This is a genomic window from Fibrobacter sp., assembly GCA_024399065.1.
Classification (GTDB): Bacteria; Fibrobacterota; Fibrobacteria; order Fibrobacterales; family Fibrobacteraceae; genus Fibrobacter.
The window spans coordinates 132,673-152,544 of sequence record JAKSIB010000005.1 but is presented as its reverse complement, the minus strand read 5'-3'; the positions used below and the strand labels follow the sequence as shown (position 1 = coordinate 152,544).

Sequence of the window (19,872 nt, the reverse complement as noted above, 5' to 3'; positions counted from 1 at the left end):
TCTTACGAGCCAAATCGACTATACTTATAGATAATCGATGTCATAGCCTCATCAAAATCAGCAAACATGTTCTTCACACCCTCACTGAAATTAGGGTTCTTTTCGACTGCAGAGTTCATGTGCTTGTTAATACTCTTCAGCACTTCGAGAATTTCATCATCAGACGGGGCCCACGAAGATGCCTGCGGCAATTCAATAGCTGACGGAGTACAATCATTACCGGTCAATGCAATATAAGCCTCAGCCATAGCATCGCCAGTATCACGGCACAATTCATACGCATCATTCAGCAATTCATGCTTATTGCTAATACCCACATTCCAATGATAAATATTAAGGATATTTGCTTCAGTGAGTAACCATACCGACAGGGTCTTCAACGTTTCATAATTACGGCCCTTACCATCAGCTGCCTCAAATCGTGGAGCATAAACCGAAAGCACTTTCATCGCCTTCTCGTCACTATCGCAAACAGCCTTAACACCTTCGGCAAAAATCTCGTATCCGGTTTTCATAGTTCACCTGTAGTTTTATAACAGTTTATACGTTGTCTACAGGATGATCTTTCCTAAATTGGGCTGCATTATCCTTAATCCACTGTTTTACGAATGCGTCACCGGGATCAGACCCCTGACGTTCACCCTGCAACCACTTATCGACTTCTATCTGATGAACCTGAGCCTTCATGAATTCTTCTTGCGTCATATTCATAACTCCATATGAAGCCGTCCCCCATCCATAGTTTATGGAATCGGTGAACTACTCACACCCTAAAGGGTGTGAGCTTCTAGTTTTCGCTTCAACGGAGCCACTTGTGCTATATTAGCAGTGCTAATAGGCATAGAGGTGGCTACCTCAGCGGAGGCTTGTTCCAAGCACTCGGCTCTTTTAGATGAGCCAATCATCAAGACTACACGGGCAGAGTGTGTATCCCTATCAAGTATATACCCACAATCACACTTGTAGGTTCGTGTGCCCAGACCAATAGGATTGATACACCCACAGTTAGGGCACAGCTTGGTAGTTGGTTCCCACTTTGATATCTTGAAACTGCGACCGCTTGCTTCCAGAGCAACAAGTCGTTGTTTCAGTGATCCAAGGCAAGAGGACTGGACTTGTTTGCCAAACCATCCCTTCTGCCAGTTATTAATCTGCTCGTCTTGAAAGTAGATAACATCATAATCGGTTACTAGCCTATGGTATATCTTGTTGGCGATATCCTTACGGACATTAGCCAAGTGTTCATATTCCCTAGCCAGTTGACACCTACACCTCCACCTACGCTTGGAGTCCTTCTGCTTCTTGTTCCTATTCAGCTTTTTGCTCAGGAACTTCAGGTACTCCGATTCTTGCACATTGCAGTTGTACTTGTCACCGAACGATGTCGTTATGGAATCCTTTATACCGAAATCAAGACCGACCTCTCGGTTGGTAGGGTTCCTTGATGACTTCGGCAGCATTACGCTAATCTTAACATAGTAGCCAGATGCCTTACGGATTAGCTTGGCATCCGCTATCTCAAACTCTTCAAATTGATGCAGTTGGTTAATCCCATGAACTCGCAACTTACGAAATCCGGGGATGGTTATCCTGCATCCATCTATAATCTTCGTGAAGCCAGTTATGATAGGAATACAATTAACTTGTCTCTTATACTTCAATGCACCTATCTTTCTACCAGCCTGCCTTGCCTTGGCAAGATTGTAAATATCCGTAAGTTTCTGGGCAACAGTTGCTCTATGAAACACGGATGGCAAGGTAATGGTTGATACAACCTCATTCCTGCCCTTATCAAAGTGGCTCACTTCCTTATGCTCGGTATACTTATAATCAAACATACTACTGTCCTGTGACTTGGACAGCATATCGTTGATTACCCACTTTGCTTCCTTAAAGCAGTTGGATAGTTTCTGGAACACTTCCTTTGGATTGTGCCTTACGGATACCTTGAGTTCAAATACACGGCAGACCTGTGTCTTCCGTTTTGCCTTCGTTGCGGACATACTTGCCCGTATCTTGGCCTTTGTATCTTCACTTCTTATCGGTTCCATAAGACTTAATTTCTTGACTTCAACTATTGTTTATATGTTTTCTACTCAAAAATATAATTATTTCTACATCATACAGATTGTAATATTTTCTTTACATACATTGCCGACCTATATGCCACCCTAAAGGGATGGCATCTTGCGGTCGGTTATTCTATGTCAAGTATCATATGGATATACATCTATGACATAACATTTAAATGGCGGAATCGAAGCGCCTACACCGGCTCTAACCGGATCACCAGTAAAAAATTCGGTGCCAGCTTGATTCACACTATCTCTGGCAGCAAATCCATAAATTTTATGCAGATTCGGATCATCTTCAGTAACCTTATACACCGAATAAGAACCGTAGGCCACACCATAGTTGTCGATGGGCATACCAACAATCTTTTGAGTAATTTCAAACGACTCATCGCCGAACTGCAAATTACCGGTTCCATCCCCAATAATAACGACAGGCATGTTTGCCGGTACAATAGTATTTTCTGGATATTCTGCATACAAAATCTTTGTAGGCAGGTGGGTATCGTCATTGCGCTGCAATGCGGTAATTTGGTATATCTTCGCACCACTTACCTTACTCACATTGTACGCAAACGGAACGCACATTGTCCCAACCTTACCGGCGGGCGGGGTCCTATTATATTCAATTGAATCGACAATATACGTTCGGGTAAGGTCAAAGCCTTCTCGGATGGTGTCATCCAGTTTTGCCACCCATTTTCCATTCTCAAGCGAAATAGTTAACGGTCCACTCTCGAAAGGTTCATTTTCAACAACAGGGTCAGATTTCGAACAATCGGTTCCAGTAAGTCTATTCAAATGACGCTCAATCAATTTTACGAACCCGCAATGCATAAGTACGCCCATAATTCCCCCTACTTACTCTCCAATGCAGCAATACGATCAGACAAATCCTTTATCTTAGCGTCAACTTCTGCCTTGGTATATACATACGTAAATGTTGCCAACGCCTGCCACTCAATAGTAGGATATGTGGACGGCTTAGACCCTTCACTGATACCAACACGAGCGACATATTTATACTTCGGATTAACCTTTTTACTACTAGAAATATCAGTTAATTCAAGAATAATGGCACGATGATAATTTGGCTTCTGCTCAGTCGCAACCTGATCAATATCCCAAAGGCAAATGGCGTTTATGATAAATCCATTTGTACAATCCGCCGGAACATTTTTCAATGTGTTTGTAACAGTACCAACCTTACTCATGAACTTCATTGAATATGGTGGATTATGCTTTGCAAAATAATCAACAATTACTTGGCTAACATCCTGTCCCGGTTCAAAAATTATATCGTTGGCGTCATGAACGATTTCATCAATATCGGTTTTATTCTGCTCAAACATCACATTCAAAAAGCCAGTCAATGTCCGATGATATTCAGACAAATGCTTCAACTGCACACCAGCTTCTGTAATATCTACTTCATTGGCATCCATATTAGACCTCCACTCCATATTCTTCGGCGTCGGATAACTTATTCAATCGTTCCTGTTCTTCGTCTGATATTTCAAAATATGGCAACGTCTGTGCCCCCGGTGCAGCTACGGACATCGTTTCAACAAACATATCATCAATATATTTATAAATATCATCATCATCGAACTTAGGATAAGATTCACCGTCATTACCATTCCATATATTCGTAACTGCGGTATGATCCGCATCCGAAACGGTTAATTCGATTCCGCCATTTGGGTGTTCATCAGTTTTTGACGCAGGCGACATCTTAAATGTGACCGGTGTCCCATCTTTTCCGTCTTTACCATCAATCCCATCTTTGCCATCGGCGCCATCTTTACCATCTACGCCGTCTTTACCGTCATCACCTTTTGGTCCGATAAGTTCGCTTTTCGGTGGAATATTGGCTAACGAATTATAGTCATATTTAGCCGGGCCACGATCTGTTTCAAAAAAATGTACAACTGCCGTCATGTAAACCTCACTTAGTCTATATCAGTGCCATATTTCAACGGAATGACACAATCAGCGGTCTTTTTACAAAGACCACCACTACTAGATAGGGTTAACATCATGGTTTTCACCGATAACCCACCATCTTCACCCAAAACAAGGTCACCTCGCACCGGCTTGTGCGAATTAGCTTCTATACGGTTAATATAACGCATGTGAACCAGCAGTCCAGCCATATCTAATTACCTGTTATGGGATCATCAGATAGTTTATAATCGCTCGTCAGCCGTTCGCAAATCTACCATAACCCCACGAGATCGAAATACATCGGCAATATACTTCCTGACGTTCAAAAGATATTCACCATGGCAATCACATGATAACGCCCAGCGGTCATCAAACACTCGGGTTTCCTGATTTAAAGACCGATCGGTGTATATAGGAACCCGATTAGCCTGTAAATTTGCCCATACCCACATGTCACTATTTACGATATAGTCGCACATAGGCTTCGACAGGCCACACCACAGGTACCGATCCCTGAAAAATTCAGGTTTATACAAAGAAGCCCAGCCAACTGGATAAATATCGGCGGACACCACATAATTCTGGTGTGTCATTGCGGCCGTGATCATTTTATATAGAAACATGCTGGAATACCGCCGATCGTCATCCACGGTAACAATAGTCATTTTTTCATCTGGATGCGTAGCCATATATGGAATAAATCGTTTAAACGACTTGATGTTGTCGTTCACCCAGTTTAATTCGACATACCCATCATTAACCATGTGCGCCAATTCATTAGGCAAATTCTTATACGGAAATTCACCTTTGCATAATGTTAGCACAATCTTCGATGGTTCGGCAAAACCATTCCATATATCAGCAGCAACCTGAGCGACATTTTCAATCCGATTCGCCCACGACGTCATACAAACGACAATATCGCTCTTCACTTTATTATTTGACACATCAAGTTTCACGTATTAAAAATTAGTTCAAAATACAAAAGAGGTCAGCAGACGCTGACCTCTGTACGTTTGTGCATCTATTATTCTAGAACCGGCTTTGCTTTTCGTGACCTCTTAGTAGCCGGCTTCACCAGAATCTGTTCCTTTTCATCTACGCAAATGCCATTGGCAATCTTCGCCTCATCCGAATCATTCGAGACAACAACGGCACTTACCATTGCAGCGTCTGCGGCAATAGTATCTTCCACAGCAGCGGCAGCCACTGCTTCGGCTTCGGCTTCAACAAGTTCCTGCTTAGCTTCAGCGGCTTCCTGTTCCGCCTTGAACTTGGCTTCTTCTTCAGCGGCAATCTTCTTCAGATTACCCAAGAATTCCTGATATTCAGCACGGAACTTCGCAATAAGCGCAGCATTGCTTGACGAACCACCACTAGATTTTCCAACCTGTGCGTTACCAATATTCTTGGCACGTTCCAGCAAGTCGTTTCCGGAGGCAGACGATTTCGTTGCCGTAGGCTTTACTGTTGTCTTGACACTAGTCTTAGACATCTTTTTTACACGATCAATTAGATTCATGCTACTTTCTCCTATTGAAATATTCCCCGTAGGGATTGTTAATGTTTAAATCTTTGTTAGAATGATAGAACGTACCAGACAAATCAACCGGCGCCACATATTCATTAGGCTGTTCACGTTCCAGAATACGCCGTATGTTATTGACATCAGGCGGCGTCTTACCATCATATTCACGATCTTCGATAAACATCGACATCGGATGCTTGTTAATCTCAGGAATACGCAACGGCTTCTTTGGCAACGGAGGCAGCGTCACCTTAGGTCGTTTAGCATTCTGTCTGGATATAGCCTTTACACGGTCAATCAATTTCATTATTTAGCCTCATATGTTTCAACGGCTATCATCGTATCTGAGAAATTAGTTTTAATTCCAAATGCGCCACTGGCACCTTCATTATACAGCACAAAATAGAATGAATAAATCGTTTCATTGTCAAACTTGCATTCAACAGTCTTAAACGTCTTGAATGTGGATGACGTATGATATGTAAAGTACAGACAGTTATCCATTATACCCCAATCAAACCAAACTTCGCCAGCAGGAATTACCGTACCATCGCTTAGCTTGACATCATTCGGGTTGTAAAGATACTGAAATACAGTATCCCCCTGCTGAGTGAACTGCAGTGTCGCCTTGAACGTATAAGATGATTCAATTTTCCCATCTTTATTGTCGCCAAACCAATTCAATATATGCGACCAATCAGTCTGCGAATCATCCACTGCATATCCGCCCGGCGCAAGATTTCCATTTCCCGGGGCAATATCCGGTTTGAATTCTCGGGCAGCATCATTCACTGCGACAAAATCACGTCCAAGACCGCTATAATCAGTCTCGAACGACGAATCTTCATCAAAGTTCAAATGGATCAGGTCAAAAGACGGAACTTCCGTTGGTCTGGCCACATCGGCAACAACCAGCTCCTCCCAATCATAAATTGGGATGCGGTCGCCATCTTCATCCAACACATAATTACCGGCAGAATCCACCTTGTACCCCTTCAACACAGGGTTATCGCCAGCAAGCGGATTACCGGTCTTCGTAGTCGACAACACAGTAGGATTTGTCAAGAAAACGGTCTGCATAGTATTGTCTTCCCAATACTCACTACCAGAATCATCCCCACGTCTGATAAGTGTACGTGTCAAACTTTTTAGTAGCGAATAGCCTTCTCGTATCGACGGTTCAATAGTTTCCCATAAATGTTTTTTCTGGCGAGCAATTTCATCCGGGTACACGAACACCTGCAGCGAGTCCTGCGTCAGATTATCCACGTTAAAGTTCATCTGTGCGTATTTGATAATTGCCGGAATCTCGTACGGTCGATGCATAACACCATGCGCCTCAATCGTATACTTCGTGTGATAATACTGATATTCATTCGACGTATCGGACTTTTCATCATCGATCTGTTCCGACCAAGTAATCTTGAATGGTATCGGGCGTTCAAATTCAGGTGCGAAATCAAATTCCTTGATACGCAGCGTACGGTATGAATTAAAATATGGCTCGATCTGTTCCTTCAGGAAAAAATAATCGGCAAGATTATCGCTCAGCACTTCAAGTTCAAAGTTAAACACCATCGGCGTAGGTTGAATATCACGAATAAAACGCTCCAGCGATGTAGACAACAACTCACGGGCATATGTAGGTTGTACCATATTCGCCTCGTCACGCTGATTAGACACAAAGCGCAACCCAGCAATAGGAACCGACATCAACTGCTGCTTAGTAGACGTACTGGATATCCAGTTCGCAAAGTCGTCACTCTGATGGGTAACGATCGGCACAGCAACGGTTTTGGTCTTTACTGTTCTAGCCAAATCGGAATACTTGTTCACACGCAAATTGTTGAACACATCCAATAAGGCTATCATAATCTTCTCGATTTCACGAACGTAATATACTGGAGTCATTGTTACCTCGTACACTACAGTTTATACATTTCATGTTTTATCGATCATATAAACTATTGATAACAGTGAGGTAATCATGACTAACGAGCAGCTTTTTATTTACAAAGTCAATAAGTTGAAAACAGAAGAAAATGCGCCGATCGTAGAAGGAATCATCAAAGCATTCGGCATGATCAACGGCATTGACACAGAACTAACGGAATCGCAGAAGATCATGTGTGAATCTATCGAAACACTAGAAGCCGCCCGTGGTGACCAGAATCCCAAGGCGTTCTTTGAATCAATCTCTATGACTGCATTGCAAAACGCTAGTACAGAAAATATATCTGACGTACGCCATGGTCTGAACGAATATAAGAACTGGCTTTCCAGTAATCCAAACAATGCGCTTATTGAATCAGATACGCTGTTCGATGCGTACGAACGTCTCGGAAAACCAGACCTTACGCCAAATAATTCCGATACACCCGTAATCGATTTACAGCAAAGTGTAGCCGGTGTTCGTGATGACATCAATGCGGTACTTGACTTGATCGCAACCGATAAAAACATATCTGACGTCACGCTGCATATCCAGAATATCAAGCAGAGCTTAGACCACCTCAAAGCAACCGCTACAGAATACTATGGAAAATCCCAACCAACATTCGAAGGGACAAATGAACAGTCGGATACAACAACTGATGAGCAAAACCTAATCGATCACCTAAAATCACTTAACAAGTCGGAAATAACCATAGATGATATCCCAGAAAAATACCATGACTTGTTGTTGCAAAAAATAAACCAAAGTACAAATCAATGACCTAGTATGAAATGCCCCTCCGCAATTATGCGGAGGGTTATAAGTATTTCAAGGAATCCATTTAGTGCAAGCATAGTGTAGAAGCGGTCTAGTGGACTTACTACCAGAGATCCGCTATCCAGCTTCGTATCGTTGCCTAGCCTTCTGCCAAGCCACCCCAAGACTGTGGAATCTGTTGGAGTTCTTCTAGGCCAGTGTCTTGTTCTTTACCGCAATCTTTAAACATGTTGTAGTGAGTAGTTACCTTGCCTATTTGACTCAGGTTTCTATACAATCCTAACGCTCAGTCTGTAACATTTGTACAGCCATTGAACATACCATTACCATTTGTCAGTTTCGGGAAAGCATTATCATCGATGCTTGTCAGTCCTGTACATTCAATGAACATATAGTCACCATATCTCAAGTTAGGGAATGCGTTCTCAGGAATACTTACCAAGCTGGTACAACCTTGGAACATATAATCACCCGTAGTCAGTTTCGGGAAAGAATTCGTCGCTATGCTTGCCAGAGCGACGCAGACAGAGAACATAGCAGAGCCATTTCTCAATTCCGGAAATGCATTTTCGGCTATGTTTGTTAATGCAGTGCAGCCATAAAACATAGTGTGACCATCGGTCAGCTTCGGGAATGCATTCACAGGAATACTTGTCAATCCACTGCAGCCAGCGAACATATAAAAACCGTCGGTCAGGTTCGGGAATGCCTTCTCAGGTATGCTTGTCAATCCTGTACAATCACGGAACATAGCTTCACCGCCGGTCAGGTTCGGGAACGCATTTTCCGGGATTCTAATCAGGCTAGAACAGCCGTCGAACATACAGCGACCATTGGTCAGCTTCGGGAATGCATTCACAGGAATACTTGTCAATCCACTGCAGTCAGCGAACATATAAAAACCATCGGTCAGGTTCGGGAACGCATTCTCTGGGATACTTGTCAGTCCCGTGCAGCCATAGAACATAGAGTAACCATCGGTCAGCTTCGGGAACGCATTATCCGGAATGCTCGTCAGGCCTGTACAGCCTTCGAACATATGGCTACAACCGGCCAGGTTCGGAAACGCATTCCCCTGAATGCTCGTCAAGCCTGTACAGCCTTCGAACATAGCATCGGCATTGGTTACATTCGGCGCATTTAATACAGGAATCTTTTCCAGCATGTAATGCCTTTCGAACATATGGCTCATATCAGTGACATCACTCAGGTCACTGAAAGCGATAAATTCAACTTCTATATTCGTATGTACCCGATACCAATCTTCACAGTCAAGTGTGACATCCATTATCAAGGTTTCACCGTCCTGCTTTACAACGGCAACCGATGAGTTTTCAAGATTTATATCTCCACCTTCCTCGGCATATATTTCAGGCATGTGCAACAGGATTGCAACAACATCGTCATAGGTCATCATCAAACCTTCAAGTAATTCGGGCGTCAATTCATATCTTGCCCGCCAAGTCTTTGGTGGAAGACCGATTGGCTCGGGTTCAGGATCAGGCGATGAAATTGGTGTAGGTGTTGGAGTAGGACAAGAAGGGATATTACCCTTTGCCAGCTGTTGTTCCAACCACATTATACAACTCATACGCATCAACTGACATTCACCCATCTTAGTTTTTCGCATCATAGCAGCCTCATACCCAGTCATTCAATTCTTGTGAACCATTTCTTCAATGACATTATCCATGCCAAATTATCTACCCATACGATATACGCCACTAAATATACAATTAAATTATATTGTTTGCCACCAGCAACTCATATCACGGTCAAAAGACCCGTGAGTTTTCTTGCCACACTTATTATAAAAAAAAGCCCGGGATCACCCGGGCATTTTTGTATTCATTGCAGACTACTTTACAGTGAGCTTGATAATCTTAGGCTGCTGTTCTTCCGGCTTCTTAACCACAAGAGTAAGCACACCATCCAGATACGATTCGCAGAATGCACCGGCAACCGGGTAAATCGTCGCAAGGGTATACTGATAAGGATGTTCCTTGCCATTAACCATACGCTTACCAGAAACATTGATAACGTTCGACTTTTCATCAACAGTCACATCAACCATATCCTTTGGGCAGCCCGGCATACACAGCTGATAGACTATATTACCGGAAGCATCAGTCCATGAATCATACTGCGCAGTATACACAGGCTTTTCGGCCACCGATCCTGTCTTGACACCCAAAGCGTCACAAATAGAATCAAGTGCGTTATCAAACGATTCCAAACCCAGCTTTGCGAAATCCTTACCAAAAATAACATTATTGTACATATATATTTCTCCATTGTTTAATTACGTACACAAAAATATAGCAAATTACGTGCCAATGTTAAAAAAGTGCCGACAAATCGGCACTTTTTATTTTCGAAGCAAAATTCAAATTATCGCAATTTAATCTGATCCTTGTAATCATTCTGAGTAATCGGAGTATTGCTAGTTGCCGATGCCGTTGTGCATAGTGCATACATATGATTCTTCATCATCGAAATCACTTCGTCCTTATTAAGAACCTTACGTTCATTTGCTTCGTTACGGTCATTTTCAGCACCCTTACCATTTGGATTAGTCACGATATCATATTCCATACGGCGATAATTGCGATATCCTCGGCCCGGAGTGTTGTTGAACGGGTCATTTTCCCTAAATTTGTCCTGTTCTTCAGCAAGACGATCCTCCGTATGCCACCAATTCTGGGTATACGCACGCTTCACGAAGGAATCGGCCTTACCGCTCTTAATATCACCGACGCCCGGGACCAGACTCTGAACCTGAAGGAATATGTCATGCTTCCAGTCAGGATGGGTGTCAAAATTACCGCCGCCATTCATAGCGCACATACCAGTGGTTCCATATCCGAGTGTTGTATCAGCCATGATAACATCCTATAAAATCTTTTAATGTAAGTTTATATCTTTTTTAAACATTAATGCATTCAAAAATGAAAACCCCCAGTTGCATAAAGCAACCGGGAGTCCGCTATGGAGGTCAGTTCGTAAATTACTTCAAATTTTCTGTATCGGCGGCATCAATTGCATCAAGCGTTTCAATAGCCGAATCAATGGTATTGTGTTCCAATGCAACATCAGCACTAGTCTCCGCCTTCTTACGTTCGTTTTCACGACACACAACGCCGGCATATTCGTCAATACTTAGACAAGTATGCAGGATATTTTCATTGAGCGACGTGAACTGAATATACTGGCTTCGCTTTTTCAGTGTATTCAACTCCTGAGTAAATGCTCTAGTCACAATCATACCCAAATAATAATACGGGTCATTATTCTTTGAAATCTTTGCAAGCTTAACCGGGTCAAAATTATGCACATACTTCAGAGTCAGGTACTGTGCACGGGCATACATTTCCTCTTTCCAGTCATCGGTGTATTTACGCCATGAAGGCATGCCGGCGGTCTTCTTGATAACAATCTGGATCGCAGTAGCAAGTTCATTACTAACAGGATATCCCTTACCGTGCTTAGCCACGTTATCCTTATGTTCCATAATCAATGACGTCAGATACTCAGGATCAATTCGGTCATACTTCATCGATGCGACGGTCTGATGACCGTTCGAATCAAATACAGCGGGACCCGCCTGTTTTTGCTTGTTGCCATTTACGTTAACTGTCATAAAAACATCCACGTTGAATTTACATGTTAAATTAGTTCATACTTTATGCAAACAACAAACGCCGGCGGCAGTATTATTATCACTACCATCCCGGCGTCCATTTTTACAGCATCATGGCGAACCTAGACGCCAATACCTTCAATTTTTGCACTCAAGTACATAACTGGAAGCGTAGTTTCCTCTTCACTACGTTCAATTTCATACAAGAATACGTTGAAATATGGCGGATATGTTCTGTCCTTAGTAACCAACGCAGAATATGTGAACGTGTTGTATAACTTTGTAGTATCTAACATGTAGGTACTTTCGTTCACACGGATAGCATATTCGCTGGCATTGGTCAAATATTCAGGGCATTCAATAGTAAAGGTCACATCAGCCTTAAACTTAGTGATCACGACATCGTCAGATCCAACCTTGAAAGACGCATCCGGTTCAAGAGTAACATTGTCAGCTGCAATCAGATTCCAGCGGAAACGTTCACCCGTTCCAGTGATCTGGGTACGGGGCATTTCAGCCAGCAGACTTGCAGCAGTATAATGAGCCTTGCTCATCGTATTGTTAATCTTGTCCATGACGGTCTTAGATGGCCAGAACCCATCAATAGACGTGACATCAGGAGCATCAGTTTTTACAGATACAACCCCATACTCACTTACCGTTAATCCGGATCCATTCTTGAAAGAAATTTCGGCGCCATTAATACCAATACCGTCGCCGCCGGTGTACTTTCCAGTAAGCGTATTGCCAGATACACCAACGGTGACATTATCAACACTAACGGACAATCCATCCTTGGTGCTGCGCAACGCCGAATTCGGGGCAAGATGAATTGAAATGACGTTCGTATTCGGATTAATCTCAATACCATCACCCTGTTTCAACTGCTGAACAGCAACTAGCTTGCCATTCTTCACAACAATAGTAGTCGAGTCAACATTAGCTACAACGGCATTGTCGTTATTGACAATAAGGCCATCGCCAACATTAATAGAAAATTCGTTGTCATTCAAACTCAATCCGGCGCCATTGCAATATGTGACTGTACAGGTAAGTACACCACCTTCCAGCTTCATGGTGTTCGGATCAATGGCCAATTCAACTGCACCACTGGTACCATTAATTCGCAAGCCAGAACCAGTATTAATAGACAACACATTACCATCAACTAATATACCGTCACCAGATTCAACAGCAATGAATGCAGTCAACTTTCCATCAACCACTTTAAGTGTGACATCATCGATCGATACATTCAGCTTACCATCGGATACACCCAATGCCGTGCCAACGTCAATGCCGATCTTATTTTCATCAACGGTAATACCGTTTTCACCTTCGTAATTGCCTCTAAGCACGCCGCCATTCGCCACAATAGTGACACCATCGGCACCAACATTGACGTTATTCTGTTGATCAACATGCAATCCGTTGCCGACGTTAAACTTGACAATGTTATCATTACCGAGCGTTAACCCAGTTCCAGCTTCAACCTGACGCTTTGCGCTTAGCTTACCATTTTTGATAGCGATTGTTTTATTATCGACATTAGCCATCACCGACCCAGAGTCAGAAATGGCCAGTCCATCACCGGTGTCGATTGAAATATTAGCACCTTCTACTGAAATACCGTCACCGCCTGTATACAAACCAGTGATCTTGTCATCAATAACGCCAACAGTAGTATTATCAGTTTTAGCAATAACCCCGCTCAGTCCGATATCAAGACCAAATCCAGCCTTGACGCTAACCGTGTCATCTTCAATACTAATACCGTCCCCTGCAGTCAACCTAGAACTGGGGCTTGCATGCAGCTTACCATCAACAATCTTAACAGTGTCATCGTCAACAGCAACATGGACACCATCAGCATCAACGGAAATAGCCTGTCCAGCAACAACATGATATTTGCCATCTTCGACAGCCAATCCGTCGCCCGCACTACCACTAGGCGCATTTGCATAGAGCGCTCCCGTATCAGGATCAATCTTAATCGTAGAATCATCTACTTTCACTTCAAGCGATTTTGATTCATCTAGACCAATACCACCGTTTTCAGCCAATTTCACTGACACGGTATTATCATCCATCTTTACAGAGAGGCCATCACCACCCTTAACATTCGAGCGTAGCTTTCCAGTACCACTGACGCTCAACGTCACATCATCAACGTCCACGGCAACCGTACCAGTATCCGTATCAGTTTTACCATCGATCTTCAATCCGGCGCCCGGCTTAACCGAGACTACATTCGACTTTACGTCAATGGCGTCGCCTGCAACTGGTTCCTTTGTTACATGAAGATTGCCAGTCTGGTCCAATTCAATGGTTTCCCCATCGACGTTGACATTGATTCCATCAGAATCAACAGTAACACCAGCGCCAGCTTTCGCCTTGACAACTTGTCCTTCAGCTTCAAGACCGTCACCAGCATTCACTGTCGAATTTACATACAGTTCATTATTGGAATTAATCTTGACAGTAGCGTCATCAACGCTTACTTTCAAGGTACCGTCATCATTTACACTCAGGCCGCCGGCACTATCAGTTCGTAAACTGATTTGGTTGTCTATGACACGGATTCCATCCCCACCAACAAGATCAATCTTGGCGGATACAGACCCATCCGGCCCAACAACAAGCGTTTTACCATCGGCGTCAAGAACAAGGCGATTCTTGTTATCAACCTTCAAGCCACCACCAGCAACAACTGATATTTCGCCATCATCAATGGAAATACCATCGCCAGCTGAAATACCAACGGCCATATTTCCGTTTTCATCAAGCTTAATAGTAGCATTATCAATCTTGGCAGAAATAACTTCGCCGTCGATATCAATTCCATCGCCAGCTTCATATGTTCCATGTGCAGTGAGCTTACCGGAATCAACAGTGATACTTCGGCCGTCAGTATGAACGGTAACCACACCATTGCCATCCACATGAACAGCCCCAGACGGTTCAATTCCTGTCCCGGCGCAAGCGTCACACTCGACATCGGTGCGTTCCATATGGTCATCGACTTCAACAAGCTTAGACACAACACCGGTACCATGGCATACACTGCATTCTATTTCAGCATCGCCATCACCACGAGGATATGGCATACGCAGTGTCGTGCGTGCATCGGACTGTTCGCTATTCTGTCGGGTCACCGGCATCCAATCCAATTCCGGGCCCAATTCCTGATCTGCTGCGCCTGACTTCAGCGAATAAATCTGTGTAATTTTCAAGTCGGCCATTAAATCCTCCAATTATTTACGAATGTAACTTTCATTACCTTCGTCATCAATACTCTCATAGAATGGTTCGTCATCATCAGTTCCAAGAACCTCAACGACATTGGCATAGATACAGCCCGGTGCATAACTATTGTAAATATCACAGAACTGCGATTTAGACATCACACTCTTATAATAGCTGAATCCATATACATGTTCCATGCCAATCATATATTCCTTAGCCAATTCAAACTTTCCGGCATCTTCCATATCAGCACAAGTCTTGCGCATAGGAATAGGGTCCATTTCCTCTTCGTACGTACGATGAGCCAACAGCGTAGTCGTACACTTAATCGACCAAGACATATACAAATAGTTATCCGACAAAATGTGGGTAGTATCAACTATATTCCCAGCATCATCAACAATCGGGAATTCCCAAGTATCATCAACTAGACCAAACCCATCGGCAATTACACCGGTTTCCGTCTCAGTAAACCAATACCCATCATTCACATCAATCATATGTTCTACTGCATGGCCCTGCGTATGAAGATGATACACATAATACTTCATACCTGACAACTGATTTCCGGCGCCAACATAAGCATATAAATGCCACCCGCCAAGACCAAATTGCCAGAACAGGATAGTGAAACCATTTGTATCAGAACTAGTCCTATAATCATTCGGCATTCTGAGATTGTAATATCTCGGCATATCGCACCACTTAGAACAATCCGGCGCACGTATGATCTGGAAATCATAATCGTCTGGACGGGTCTCGATAACCGCTAACGCATTATCGGAATCAAAGTCCTCTGTACGCTTAATACAATCTTCCTTGACTGGATCACCCGGCGTACGGCCATTATCGCCAACGAGCGAGTCTTCCTCACCTGTTCGTATAACATATTCAGTGATGATGAACTGATTATCAGTGTTAGGTGCGATCGAAGCGCCCGCACACATTACCTTCACCGTACGACGCAGATGTGTCAAATAACAACTTGGATTCAGATAGTAATAGTCAATGTGGAATATGCCGCCGCACTTGCAAAAATCAATGTCATTCTGGATAACGATAGAATTACTTACATCGATCACCGTGCCATTTATCGCATCATATGGACCCAAATAAGCCCACTCAGCACACTGCACGAGCCATACACCATTCGGACTAGATATCTGGTTAGACAATGCAACCACATCGCCCGGTACCAAATTATAAGAACATGCTGTCTGTGGCCCATATTTTACCGGAACATCATCACTGCAGCTGTAATCTACCTTATATTTTACACGGGCTCCCAGATCGATAAACGTCGTCCAATCAACCGGTAACGGTTCCTGCGCAAACGTACATACTTCCTCCGGATCATCAGACTCAGTATTCAGGCCGACCCACGCCGATTTGGTAACAACCCACAGGCCATTTTCTTCGGTGTTAAATTGGTTTGCCAACCAGACAATATCGCCCTGCTGTAGACTAATCCCGTTCAAAGTGATTTCGCCATACTTGCTTTTCAGGTTCTTATTATACTTGACCTTTACACGATAATACTTAATCTTACGGCAATCCTGTCCCGGCTGAATTCTAACGTATATCGTATCACCAAATGCCCCTGATGCGGCATTAGCGACAGGATTACCCGATAAGTCAGTGTTATCATAAATCAGCGACATATCACTCTTAGTATAGCATCGATTTTCAACGCTCAATACTAGGGTAGAATTCTGCCCGGCGGCGTCGTTACTGTCGTCAAACTTGTAACGGATAATACTCAGGTTATTTGTACTCGGATCATTTTTAAAATCACCCGGGACATCACAGTCGCCATACCCAAGCGTAATCGAGTATAGGCCGCATGATTCGTTCCCAGCATCATCTACATCCAGCATACCCGGCGCTACGACAAATGTAGCCGTATTCTGTTCAAAATCCCACAACACTTCATCAGGGTCAATCTGATAGCACGCCGAGTCAGACCGTAGGAAAATATGCAATCCTTCAGTAAAGTTTTCACCATGGATCGTAACAACAACACTTTCCCCGATCTTCGATGCAATATTTTCGATGTACTTGATCATCGGTTGGTCATCAGTATTTACAAACGACCTAACCGTATTTTCTTCAATTACATTGTGTAAACCGCCATCAACATCTTCGTATTCATAAAAAATAGGCACACTGTATTCACTAATATCATCATCAAGAACAATTGGGCTAACTTCCAACTTGTACACGTCTTCATACATATCGTAACTGACCAAAAAACGGCCATCTTTACGATTGTAATACAGTGATTTAATATTAGCGACAACCTGCTTGTCAAAAGATATACTAGTCACGTAAAACCATTTGGTTTCCGGTTGCTCTTCGTATTCTTCCCTTAGCGTCTTTAGATCAAATGTCTTAACAAGCAGATTGAATATTGCCATTTTAAACCTTTAGTTTGATGATAGTTTCACGGAATTTATCAAGTGCATTAGCGAGCTTCTTTCCGTGTTCACGAAGCTTATCTGCATAATTTGCACGGGCAGGCGGAAGCCATCCTTCAGGCTCCTCCAAGCACTTGCATACATGGGTGATTTCAGTAACCAGCTGGTTAATATTGCCAGCGCCGACATCAACTTCAGTTGCTTCACCGTTAATGTGGTTGATCAAGTCATTCATCTTTTCCAGATTCATGTCAGCGTCTGCTTCAGACACACCCTGCTTGATCTTTTCGTTCATATCGTTGTACATCTGGAGATTTCGGTTGTATTCAGACACGAAATCATATCCCGGTACACCAGTCTGCGATGCTACATATCCACCCTTGGTACCAAACATCTGACTCGGTTGGTTTACCGGCAATGGACGTGGCGCAAAATTACCACCCTGCATAGTCGGCTTAGGCAGATCAACAAAATTTGGTTGATATGTATTCCTGTGCGCCGGTCGACGTGCGGCAAAACTTGACTGTTCGTTATAATCTGTCTGTTTCATAATTCCTCGTGTCTATAGTTTATAATTCACCTATTACAAACTATATCAAAAAACAGGATGCCGTAAGTGGCATCCTGCAAACCTGTGGCAAGGAGACGAACCCACAGATTTAAATGAAGCCGCCCATTTTTCCCATTTGCTCAAATGCACTGAACTGAGCCAATGCATCGGCAACATCGTCATCCTCAGGGGTCTGGGAACTGGCGGTATTCATATTAGCCAATGATTCAAATGTGACATTCGGTGTACCGAGAGCGACTCGATCAGGGGTTAATCCACGGCTCAAGCTTTCGAAACGGCCCTTCTTCTTAGTGTCGCCACCCTTACGGCTTGGGAATGTCGGAACATCCAATTCAAGCTCGTGGTCAATTTCACTCAGAGCGGCAGCAACACGGTCCATGTTCAATTCACCTTCACTATCAGGATCGACATCCATCATGTAAGCGTCATTGCTTGTACCATCGAGGAACTTCGAAATAGCTTCACGGTCAATTTCACGAATGTCATAATGCATAAAGTGCTTCATGACGGCATCGACCACTTCGGGACGCATACCCTGCACTTCACTGTATATGTAATTCTTTTTCTGCTGTTCATTAAGCTGTTCCTTGACATGTTCACGTTCAGCATAAGCCTTCTTCAAGTTTACGTTACATTGAGCAAGTTCTTCCTTCAGCTTCTTGGTAGCTTCACTGGTCGGAATTCCAGCTGCCTCAAGAACTGCAGCAACATCCTTCAGCACTTGAAACATTTTATCATTGATAGCGGTATCCTTGGCCTGCTGTACGCATTCAGTAATAGCGCTATTGATACGTTCATCCGCCTTTGCAGTAACGCTTTCCAAAACTTTTTGGAATCGCTTTGTAGTCTTTGCTGATTCTGTCTCGACAGCCTTAGCCAATTCAGCACGATACGCCGATTCAATCTTAGTAATGACCGAATCAGGTATCGCAGTCAGCTCGCTTTCTGTCAGAATACGTTTCAATTCCATAGATTACACACCTCGTACCATTTCAGCAAGCATTGCAGCCTTGTTATACTTTTCATAACCAATTTTAAACGGAGTCGCAGCGGCAACTTCACGACGATAAGAATTCAATGATTCCATAATCGCAGACGGATTATAGGACACACTTTCAGTCAATGCACGCTTACCGCCATTCACAGATTCAAGACGACTATTGAAAATAGCGGTTTTACCAAAACTTGGGTTTCCAACAACATCAATGGTGATCATCGTGTAATCATCATCAATCTCTTCATGGTCGCCTGCCGGAATCGTGTTACCGGCGCCACGTAAAGAATAACCGGGACGGTATCCAGAACGGATCAATCCGGCCAAAGTATCACCTGCCGGGGTTCCTTCCGCAACAACCATGCGGCACATAAGTTTGTTACCTTCCATATGCAAATCTTCAACGACAGCGCAAGTCTTGGCCAAATTCATTTCAAAAATCGGGTAATCCTTGGCGGATCCTTCATCGTCTAAGCGAGGATGGTTCAATTCAGCCGCCAAACGGCCATACGGTACAGCTTCAGCAACAAGACGCTTAACTTCACGTTCAATAATACGCTTAGGATAAGAACGACCATTAATTCCCGGAATATCGCATTCAATTGCGACACCTTCAATAATCAAACGACGGGTCTTTCGGCCATCAAGACCGACACGTTCTTCTTCTCGTGCGTTGGACCCTTCCATAATAGCGTCGCCGCAAATTTGTCTCTGTACTTTAGCCATATCGACCTCGCTACGCAT

At 43.4% G+C, this 19,872-nt stretch carries 21 protein-coding genes; 1 reads left to right on the top strand and 20 read right to left on the bottom strand.

Going from position 1 to position 19,872, the window contains the following annotated elements; all coding sequences use genetic code 11:
• Positions 1-2: 2 nt before the first annotated feature.
• The 11 genes from MJZ25_04155 to MJZ25_04105 form a co-directional block, all read right to left on the bottom strand.
• Entirely contained in the window at positions 3-515 is a 513-nt protein-coding gene (locus MJZ25_04155) for a hypothetical protein (GenBank protein MCQ2123358.1), read from the bottom strand.
• Between the two features lie 25 nt (positions 516-540).
• Positions 541-711: a hypothetical protein gene (locus MJZ25_04150; protein MCQ2123357.1), complete on the bottom strand. Its 171-nt coding sequence runs from the start codon at positions 709-711 to the stop codon at positions 541-543.
• A gap of 59 nt (positions 712-770) precedes the next feature.
• Positions 771-2,051 (bottom strand): transposase, encoded by a 1,281-nt coding sequence (locus MJZ25_04145; protein MCQ2123356.1) that lies wholly within the window; start codon positions 2,049-2,051, stop codon positions 771-773.
• 156 nt (positions 2,052-2,207) lie between these two features.
• Positions 2,208-2,921, bottom strand: a complete 714-nt coding sequence (locus tag MJZ25_04140) for a hypothetical protein (GenBank protein ID MCQ2123355.1) — start codon at positions 2,919-2,921, stop codon at positions 2,208-2,210.
• An 8-nt stretch (positions 2,922-2,929) separates the two neighbouring features.
• Positions 2,930-3,517, bottom strand: coding sequence for a hypothetical protein (locus MJZ25_04135; protein MCQ2123354.1), 588 nt, complete (start codon positions 3,515-3,517; stop codon positions 2,930-2,932).
• A gap of 1 nt (position 3,518) precedes the next feature.
• Complete coding sequence (locus tag MJZ25_04130; GenBank protein MCQ2123353.1) at positions 3,519-4,013, bottom strand: hypothetical protein; 495 nt, start codon at positions 4,011-4,013, stop codon at positions 3,519-3,521.
• A gap of 11 nt (positions 4,014-4,024) precedes the next feature.
• Positions 4,025-4,228, bottom strand: coding sequence for a hypothetical protein (locus tag MJZ25_04125; GenBank protein ID MCQ2123352.1), 204 nt, complete (start codon positions 4,226-4,228; stop codon positions 4,025-4,027).
• 33 nt (positions 4,229-4,261) lie between these two features.
• Positions 4,262-4,978 carry a hypothetical protein gene (locus MJZ25_04120; protein ID MCQ2123351.1) on the bottom strand — a complete coding sequence of 239 codons (717 nt, stop codon included), beginning with the start codon at positions 4,976-4,978 and terminating at the stop codon, positions 4,262-4,264.
• Positions 4,979-5,046: 68 nt separating this feature from the next.
• On the bottom strand, positions 5,047-5,541 hold the full coding sequence (locus MJZ25_04115) for a hypothetical protein (GenBank protein ID MCQ2123350.1): 495 nt from the start codon (positions 5,539-5,541) through the stop codon (positions 5,047-5,049).
• 1 nt (position 5,542) lies between these two features.
• Positions 5,543-5,854 carry a hypothetical protein gene (locus tag MJZ25_04110; GenBank protein MCQ2123349.1) on the bottom strand — a complete coding sequence of 104 codons (312 nt, stop codon included), beginning with the start codon at positions 5,852-5,854 and terminating at the stop codon, positions 5,543-5,545.
• Positions 5,854-7,458 carry a hypothetical protein gene (locus MJZ25_04105; protein MCQ2123348.1) on the bottom strand — a complete coding sequence of 535 codons (1,605 nt, stop codon included), beginning with the start codon at positions 7,456-7,458 and terminating at the stop codon, positions 5,854-5,856. The genes MJZ25_04110 and MJZ25_04105 overlap by 1 nt, the downstream gene beginning before the upstream one ends.
• A 76-nt stretch (positions 7,459-7,534) precedes the next feature.
• Between MJZ25_04105 and MJZ25_04100 the strand changes: the two genes are divergently transcribed.
• Positions 7,535-8,263 carry a hypothetical protein gene (locus MJZ25_04100; GenBank protein MCQ2123347.1) on the top strand — a complete coding sequence of 243 codons (729 nt, stop codon included), beginning with the start codon at positions 7,535-7,537 and terminating at the stop codon, positions 8,261-8,263.
• A gap of 283 nt (positions 8,264-8,546) precedes the next feature.
• Here the strand turns inward: MJZ25_04100 and MJZ25_04095 are convergent, their stop codons facing one another.
• From MJZ25_04095 to MJZ25_04055, 9 genes are all read right to left on the bottom strand, one after another.
• On the bottom strand, positions 8,547-9,893 hold the full coding sequence (locus MJZ25_04095) for a leucine-rich repeat domain-containing protein (GenBank protein ID MCQ2123346.1): 1,347 nt from the start codon (positions 9,891-9,893) through the stop codon (positions 8,547-8,549).
• Between the two features lie 225 nt (positions 9,894-10,118).
• The gene (locus MJZ25_04090) at positions 10,119-10,541 is read right to left on the bottom strand and encodes an Hsp20/alpha crystallin family protein (GenBank protein ID MCQ2123345.1); all 423 of its coding nucleotides are present in this window, start codon (positions 10,539-10,541) and stop codon (positions 10,119-10,121) included.
• Between the two features lie 110 nt (positions 10,542-10,651).
• Positions 10,652-11,143: a hypothetical protein gene (locus MJZ25_04085; GenBank protein ID MCQ2123344.1), complete on the bottom strand. Its 492-nt coding sequence runs from the start codon at positions 11,141-11,143 to the stop codon at positions 10,652-10,654.
• 124 nt (positions 11,144-11,267) lie between these two features.
• Positions 11,268-11,900 carry a hypothetical protein gene (locus MJZ25_04080; protein ID MCQ2123343.1) on the bottom strand — a complete coding sequence of 211 codons (633 nt, stop codon included), beginning with the start codon at positions 11,898-11,900 and terminating at the stop codon, positions 11,268-11,270.
• A gap of 122 nt (positions 11,901-12,022) precedes the next feature.
• Positions 12,023-15,142, bottom strand: coding sequence for a hypothetical protein (locus MJZ25_04075; GenBank protein MCQ2123342.1), 3,120 nt, complete (start codon positions 15,140-15,142; stop codon positions 12,023-12,025).
• Between the two features lie 12 nt (positions 15,143-15,154).
• Complete coding sequence (locus tag MJZ25_04070) at positions 15,155-17,563, bottom strand: hypothetical protein (GenBank protein ID MCQ2123341.1); 2,409 nt, start codon at positions 17,561-17,563, stop codon at positions 15,155-15,157.
• Position 17,564: 1 nt separating this feature from the next.
• Positions 17,565-18,113 carry a hypothetical protein gene (locus MJZ25_04065; GenBank protein MCQ2123340.1) on the bottom strand — a complete coding sequence of 183 codons (549 nt, stop codon included), beginning with the start codon at positions 18,111-18,113 and terminating at the stop codon, positions 17,565-17,567.
• A 109-nt stretch (positions 18,114-18,222) separates the two neighbouring features.
• A complete protein-coding gene (locus MJZ25_04060; protein ID MCQ2123339.1) occupies positions 18,223-19,104 on the bottom strand; it encodes a hypothetical protein in 882 nt (293 codons plus the stop codon).
• Positions 19,105-19,107: 3 nt separating this feature from the next.
• The gene (locus MJZ25_04055; GenBank protein ID MCQ2123338.1) at positions 19,108-19,854 is read right to left on the bottom strand and encodes a hypothetical protein; all 747 of its coding nucleotides are present in this window, start codon (positions 19,852-19,854) and stop codon (positions 19,108-19,110) included.
• Positions 19,855-19,872 lie beyond the last annotated feature (18 nt).

Excerpts from the sequence above, each read along its gene's own strand:
- MJZ25_04155 (MCQ2123358.1), bottom strand. The coding sequence starts at position 515 with ATGAAAACCGGATACGAGATTTTTGCCGAAGGTGTTAAGGCTGTTTGC.
- MJZ25_04150 (MCQ2123357.1), bottom strand. The coding sequence starts at position 711 with ATGAATATGACGCAAGAAGAATTCATGAAGGCTCAGGTTCATCAGATA.
- MJZ25_04145 (MCQ2123356.1), bottom strand. The coding sequence starts at position 2,051 with ATGGAACCGATAAGAAGTGAAGATACAAAGGCCAAGATACGGGCAAGT.
- MJZ25_04140 (MCQ2123355.1), bottom strand. The coding sequence starts at position 2,921 with ATGGGCGTACTTATGCATTGCGGGTTCGTAAAATTGATTGAGCGTCAT.
- MJZ25_04135 (MCQ2123354.1), bottom strand. The coding sequence starts at position 3,517 with ATGGATGCCAATGAAGTAGATATTACAGAAGCTGGTGTGCAGTTGAAG.
- MJZ25_04130 (MCQ2123353.1), bottom strand. The coding sequence starts at position 4,013 with ATGACGGCAGTTGTACATTTTTTTGAAACAGATCGTGGCCCGGCTAAA.
- MJZ25_04125 (MCQ2123352.1), bottom strand. The coding sequence starts at position 4,228 with ATGGCTGGACTGCTGGTTCACATGCGTTATATTAACCGTATAGAAGCT.
- MJZ25_04115 (MCQ2123350.1), bottom strand. The coding sequence starts at position 5,541 with ATGAATCTAATTGATCGTGTAAAAAAGATGTCTAAGACTAGTGTCAAG.
- MJZ25_04110 (MCQ2123349.1), bottom strand. The coding sequence starts at position 5,854 with ATGAAATTGATTGACCGTGTAAAGGCTATATCCAGACAGAATGCTAAA.
- MJZ25_04105 (MCQ2123348.1), bottom strand. The coding sequence starts at position 7,458 with ATGACTCCAGTATATTACGTTCGTGAAATCGAGAAGATTATGATAGCC.
- MJZ25_04100 (MCQ2123347.1), top strand. The coding sequence starts at position 7,535 with ATGACTAACGAGCAGCTTTTTATTTACAAAGTCAATAAGTTGAAAACA.
- MJZ25_04095 (MCQ2123346.1), bottom strand. The coding sequence starts at position 9,893 with ATGATGCGAAAAACTAAGATGGGTGAATGTCAGTTGATGCGTATGAGT.
- MJZ25_04090 (MCQ2123345.1), bottom strand. The coding sequence starts at position 10,541 with ATGTACAATAATGTTATTTTTGGTAAGGATTTCGCAAAGCTGGGTTTG.
- MJZ25_04085 (MCQ2123344.1), bottom strand. The coding sequence starts at position 11,143 with ATGGCTGATACAACACTCGGATATGGAACCACTGGTATGTGCGCTATG.
- MJZ25_04080 (MCQ2123343.1), bottom strand. The coding sequence starts at position 11,900 with ATGACAGTTAACGTAAATGGCAACAAGCAAAAACAGGCGGGTCCCGCT.
- MJZ25_04075 (MCQ2123342.1), bottom strand. The coding sequence starts at position 15,142 with ATGGCCGACTTGAAAATTACACAGATTTATTCGCTGAAGTCAGGCGCA.
- MJZ25_04070 (MCQ2123341.1), bottom strand. The coding sequence starts at position 17,563 with ATGGCAATATTCAATCTGCTTGTTAAGACATTTGATCTAAAGACGCTA.
- MJZ25_04065 (MCQ2123340.1), bottom strand. The coding sequence starts at position 18,113 with ATGAAACAGACAGATTATAACGAACAGTCAAGTTTTGCCGCACGTCGA.
- MJZ25_04060 (MCQ2123339.1), bottom strand. The coding sequence starts at position 19,104 with ATGGAATTGAAACGTATTCTGACAGAAAGCGAGCTGACTGCGATACCT.
- MJZ25_04055 (MCQ2123338.1), bottom strand. The coding sequence starts at position 19,854 with ATGGCTAAAGTACAGAGACAAATTTGCGGCGACGCTATTATGGAAGGG.